This is a genomic window from Lysinibacillus sp. NPDC093216 (assembly GCF_050280325.1).
Classification (GTDB): domain Bacteria; phylum Bacillota; class Bacilli; order Bacillales_A; family Planococcaceae; genus Lysinibacillus.
In genome coordinates this window covers 42,278-47,236 of record NZ_JBNNVB010000037.1, presented here as the reverse complement: position 1 = coordinate 47,236, position 4,959 = coordinate 42,278, and the positions used below count along the sequence as shown (strand labels likewise).

Annotated in this window: 7 protein-coding genes and 2 pseudogenes; 4 read left to right on the top strand and 5 right to left on the bottom strand. The window is 32.6% G+C overall.

What is annotated here, in order from left to right; translation table 11 throughout:
* Nucleotides 1-117: ATP-binding protein (locus tag ACQKOG_RS24925; RefSeq protein WP_427448446.1), on the top strand; the 117-nt coding region annotated here is incomplete at its 5' end.
* Nucleotides 118-260: 143 nt separating this feature from the next.
* Here ACQKOG_RS24925 and ACQKOG_RS24920 read toward each other — a convergent pair.
* The 5 genes and pseudogenes from ACQKOG_RS24920 to ACQKOG_RS24900 all read right to left on the bottom strand — a co-directional run bounded on the left by ACQKOG_RS24920 (nucleotide 261) and on the right by ACQKOG_RS24900 (nucleotide 2,914).
* Nucleotides 261-835: pseudogene (locus ACQKOG_RS24920) on the bottom strand (GNAT family N-acetyltransferase).
* Nucleotides 836-1,038: 203 nt separating this feature from the next.
* Nucleotides 1,039-1,215 carry a hypothetical protein gene (locus tag ACQKOG_RS24915; RefSeq protein WP_370083748.1) on the bottom strand — a complete coding sequence of 59 codons (177 nt, stop codon included), beginning with the start codon at nucleotides 1,213-1,215 and terminating at the stop codon, nucleotides 1,039-1,041.
* A 97-nt stretch (nucleotides 1,216-1,312) separates the two neighbouring features.
* Nucleotides 1,313-1,912, bottom strand: a complete 600-nt coding sequence (locus ACQKOG_RS24910; protein WP_370083750.1) for a DUF6744 family protein — start codon at nucleotides 1,910-1,912, stop codon at nucleotides 1,313-1,315.
* A 50-nt stretch (nucleotides 1,913-1,962) separates the two neighbouring features.
* Nucleotides 1,963-2,217: pseudogene (locus tag ACQKOG_RS24905) on the bottom strand (DUF6744 family protein); the annotation flags it as partial.
* A gap of 370 nt (nucleotides 2,218-2,587) precedes the next feature.
* The gene (locus ACQKOG_RS24900; RefSeq protein WP_370083746.1) at nucleotides 2,588-2,914 is read right to left on the bottom strand and encodes a hypothetical protein; all 327 of its coding nucleotides are present in this window, start codon (nucleotides 2,912-2,914) and stop codon (nucleotides 2,588-2,590) included.
* A 126-nt stretch (nucleotides 2,915-3,040) separates the two neighbouring features.
* Between ACQKOG_RS24900 and ACQKOG_RS24895 the strand changes: the two genes are divergently transcribed.
* From ACQKOG_RS24895 to ACQKOG_RS24885, 3 genes are all read left to right on the top strand, one after another.
* A complete protein-coding gene (locus tag ACQKOG_RS24895) occupies nucleotides 3,041-3,580 on the top strand; it encodes a M57 family metalloprotease (RefSeq protein WP_370083744.1) in 540 nt (179 codons plus the stop codon).
* A gap of 14 nt (nucleotides 3,581-3,594) precedes the next feature.
* A complete protein-coding gene (locus tag ACQKOG_RS24890; protein ID WP_370083743.1) occupies nucleotides 3,595-4,158 on the top strand; it encodes a hypothetical protein in 564 nt (187 codons plus the stop codon).
* A gap of 217 nt (nucleotides 4,159-4,375) precedes the next feature.
* Nucleotides 4,376-4,959 (top strand): class I SAM-dependent methyltransferase (locus ACQKOG_RS24885; protein WP_427448443.1); only part of this gene is annotated, 584 nt, incomplete at its 3' end.

The window sequence follows — 4,959 nt, the reverse complement described above, 5'->3', positions numbered from 1 at the left end:
CCTGAACCGAAGTTAGCAAACGCGATATTAGATCGTATTTTACATCACGCAAGCGTTGTCACAATCGTCGGTGATTCATACCGATTAAAGCATCACTTAACCTCGGAAAACGAGTAATTTTGTACACCCTTAAACGAGCAAAAATGTACATATTGGTGTTGACATTTATAGTCAGCTAGAATTATAGTTTTATGCACCTTTGAAGAAATGGTCAATTTGTACAATACATTATAAGATGAAACAGGGTAAATAATAATTCATTATTTATCTAGGTTGTACTCTTCTTGAAGCAAGCCGTATATTTCTAAATCTACAACACCTTTACCAGACCATAACGTAGCTTGTCTTAAAAGTCCTTCGTGTAAAAAAACATTTTTCAGGAGCACCTTTTTAGATGCTTCATTTAATGGCAAAACCTCAGCCTGAATGCGATTTATATTTACTTCCTCAAATAAAAATTTGACAAGTATTTTAAGCGCATACGTCGCAAGGCCATTACCCCAATAGTCCTCTGCCAAAAAGTAACCAATCGTCACCATATTCACTTTTTGATTAAAATCCATTGCTTCTATAATACCTACTAATGTATCGCTATCAGACTTTTGAAAAATGCCCCATTTGATTCTGCTTTTCTTCAGGTAGTCTCTGTCAAAATGACCGATCATTTTACCCACAGTTTGGATATTATGTTTCGGGATTATCCCACAATATTCAAATACCTTTTCATTATCATAGATCGCAAATACTTCCGGTAAATGTACATCTTCAATTTTTTTAGCACTACATTTTCGGAGCTTATTAATGGGAAATCTGCAAACACTTTTTCGATTTTCATAATAGTATTCTCTCCTTATTTTTTCCCCTTTAAGTTGAAGAGGCAATATTCAATTGAACTTTGAGTCCTTACAAATAATCCGTACTATAACCCCTTTTTAAAAATAGGCTCTTCACCCAACTAGTGAAATCTTCACTAATGATGATAAGAAATAAAATAGACATATTGCGCAACGCGCCTTAGATATGTATAATTTTACTATATTATACAGAAAGTGAGTGATTTATGATGATAGTCAGCTCTATTGAACGCTCCTTTGAAAAATTAATTACCATAGCCAATCCTGCTTCTGTCCAAATAGTTGCCTCCATTTGTTTTTTGTCGGTATAAATCCCATCAAAATGTGGAGCAACTGCCATCATAAAAAATAAATTATCCATAATTAATCTCTCCTTAATGAGTTTTTAGATAAAATAAAAAAGAACCACTTTTTTAGTAGTCCTCTCAAACGAGTTTTTTGATAATGTTGTAAAAATTTTACTTTTCATGTTTTTTAGCTGGCTTTATTAAAAGCTCATCAGTCATTTTTTGAATTGCAGCATTAATTAAATCAAAAGCACCTTCAACCTGATTAATTTCACCAGTTAAAATAGCTTTGTAATCTTTAAACTGATCAACAGCTTGTAAAGCAGTTGCTAAAGCCTCTTTTTCGAACTCTTTACGCTTTTTTTCAGGCATTAGTGTTAAATCCTCGTTAGCTTTAATAGCTTCACGACATTTATTTAATACCCCTTGTAGATGTTCTTGCACCTTTATTTTGATTAACGCCTGTTCTTCAGAATTGTTTACTAAAGGAACACAAAACGCATCTCCTTTTTCAAGGAAATTGATATACGCTACAGAACCTTTTAATTTTTCCTCATACTGGACTGGAACAAAGTAAACTCCACCTGTAGCTCGCATTAATATAGGTGACATAGAATTAAATAGCTTCGTGATTGAACCACGAACTGTATTCCCATTATGGGTTGTTAGATACTCTTGGAATGCAGATTCAGCATGGTTTACTAAATCCATACATGTCGGATCATTCCAAACTGTAGACATATCTCCTGTTTTTACATCGAAACTTAAAATTGCACCTTCCGAATCATAATCAAGACATTCACGTTCGGCATTTACTGTCTCTACAACATATGCTTTACAGGCTTTTGTCCCGCACGTACAATGTCCCGAACCGTAAAGTTTTTAAAGTTTTTATATTCTTTGCTTTCCGCTGTAGGTTTCCATGATTTAATTTCACATTCCCTTGCAGCTCTAGCAAATGCATCCTTAGGATCTATTGGGTTAGGTAAGTAACTTAAATCAAGCTTTAGTGACTTCTCCATTTCATCACGACGATATAACGCCTCACCAACAGAATAGGACACTATATAACCTAATAATTCAGACCCAGCACCAACAGTTTGTGTTGCTACTCCTTTTCCTAAAACTTGTTTTCAATCTTGCATAATGCATCTCCCTTTCGAGTTTTTTAGATTTTGGTGTATAAAAAAAGCGCATTTTAGCTATGTAGACATAGTAAAATACGCTTTGATACAGAAGTTATAAAAATTTTATAGTAGAGATTATAGCGATTGATAACTCTACAAATACATTAAAAACATGAAACCTTAACCAGTAATAAGTTTAGTTTCTTTCAAAATGATTTAATAAATATGCTTCTATTTTAACATATTGGATTAGAATTATTCAATTGTAGCGTTTAAAAAACAAAGGGAACAAAGGTTGAAATGAAGAAATGTTTAATACTTATTCCTCGACTACAAGTTTTATTAATTTTCCGTCTTCATTAACTACCGCAATCGCTTTTGAAATATCAATGTTATTAATAGCATAAATTTTTGTTCCAACTGGATAAATATTTGAAGATAATTCTTTACTATCTTGCTCATTGTTGAGGTGGTATTTTACTTCCCCTAACTTTTCACCAAGTTGGTCATTCTCTAAAACTTCTTCAGTCACAATGTAATGTGTATTATTATACTTTACGAATTGAAAAGCCCAAGAAGATGAAGAATTACATCCTATTAACAAGAAAATTAACAAAAAACAACAAAAGTAAAAAGAAAATTTCAAAGTCATACCTCCTTTTTAGAAATAATACCATTTTTCCAGAGAAATGGATGGTTTTTCTAGAAAAAAGGAGGATTTTTTTATTTTTTACAGAAATTATATAATAATCTAAAAAAAGGAGGGTATCTTTTGAAAAAAATAATTATTTTCACACTATGTATGTTTCTAACTTTTGCAGTTGCTCAACATGCTTATGCTTATGCCTTATTAGGAGGTAAACACAAAACGAACAACATTACTTACACAGCAAGGGACTTTAACGGAACTTATGAAAAGATTGGAAAACAATTAAATAATGCTATAGCGGATTGGAATGCAACAAGTACGAAAATTACATTTAGCGCTCATTCGGGTTCAAATACAACTAGACCGCAGATTGTTATCAAATCTGATGATTATGGAAAAACTGGTTGGTCAGGACGTGCGACAAGTTATCGTGAATGGGTTACTACCGGAGACTATGTTGATTCAATTGTTCAAGGTAATTTATATTACTTAAACGACTATGGTGCTAGTACAGTAAAGGGTGTATGGGCTCATGAATTAGGACATGCTTTAGGTTTGGCTCATGTGGATGGAAGCGATAAATTAATGTACGACAACGATGGTAGAACAGTTTATAAGCCTACACAGGATGAAATAAATGGTGTTAATTCACTTTATAAATAAGGAGGGATTCATTAATGCATAAAAAGAAAAAAAGCATCTTATTATTAAGTATTGGATTTAGTCTACTTTTATTATCATTTATCATATTAAAGACAACAAACTATCCATTATCTTCGCAATCTATGGGAGTATCAATAACAAATAAATATGACACAATTAGTGAAATCGAGAATGATTCCTCAATTATAGTTAATGCTACTGTCGAAGGGAACGAATCGTTTATTTATAAAGATGTGCCATTTACTATATCTGAACTAAAGGTAAATGAAGTTTATAAAGGTAATGTCGAAAAAGGAAATAGTATTAATCTTTTGGAGACTGGTGGAGTTATTGATAATGTTGAATATACTGTTGAAACGGATACGACTTTGAAAAGAAATGAAGATGCTATTCTATTTTTAACTGAATATGAAGGTCCTATATTGGAAAACACGAAAAAGTATGTTGTTTCAGGCGTATTTCAAGGGAAATTCAGAATGAATGAGGATAACTCCATTATCCCATCTGAACATAATGATGGGGAGTTATCAGAGATTAGATTAGTAGAGGATCTTAACTTAGAAGAGATAAATAATTAGCAATTTCCCAATTATCTTTTAAAAATTGGCGTGTTAAAGTACTAGAATAAAGAAGGACAACTGTCACACAAGTGATTGTCCTTCTTTTTTAATTGCTTATGAAAAATAAAAAAGCCTAGTAAAGTTAAAGTAAACTAGGCTTTTTCCAACAAACAAATATAAGGTGTGGAAGAAGTAAGAATAATAGATTCTTCTGCCCGAAATCGGAGGAATTGAAATGTATAGTTTTTACGGACCATTATGTACAGAACTTAATGATTTGACAAAACCAATAGGATATTCAATTGGTGGGGATATTGAATATTATCTTGAACGATTAAAAGGAACTAAGGGAAGAGTACTTGAAGCGGGGGTTGGCTCTGGACGCTTCTTAATCCCTTTACTTGAAAATGGATATGATGTTGAGGGGATTGACTACTCACCTGAAATGTTAGATTCATGCCGAAAACACTGCAATGAAAGAGAATTCAAGCCAAATCTATATGAAGGTAACTTAAGCAATTTTTCATTAGACTCAAAATATGAAGAGATTGTTATGCCGACAGGTTCGTTCTGTTTAATCGAGAATTCAAAAGATGCGATGGATGCATTAACATGTATGCATAATCATTTGATTCCTGGTGGCCGCTTAATTGTAGACATGCTTTTACCTACAGACTGGCGAACAGGGGAAATTACTTCATCCTACTATGAAATTTCGCAAGAGGAAGGAATTTCAATCGAAAGAAAAGCCATTGAAATGAACTGGATTGATCAATATACGCTAACCGTTTTAAAATATGAAAAATGGCGAAATGGTAA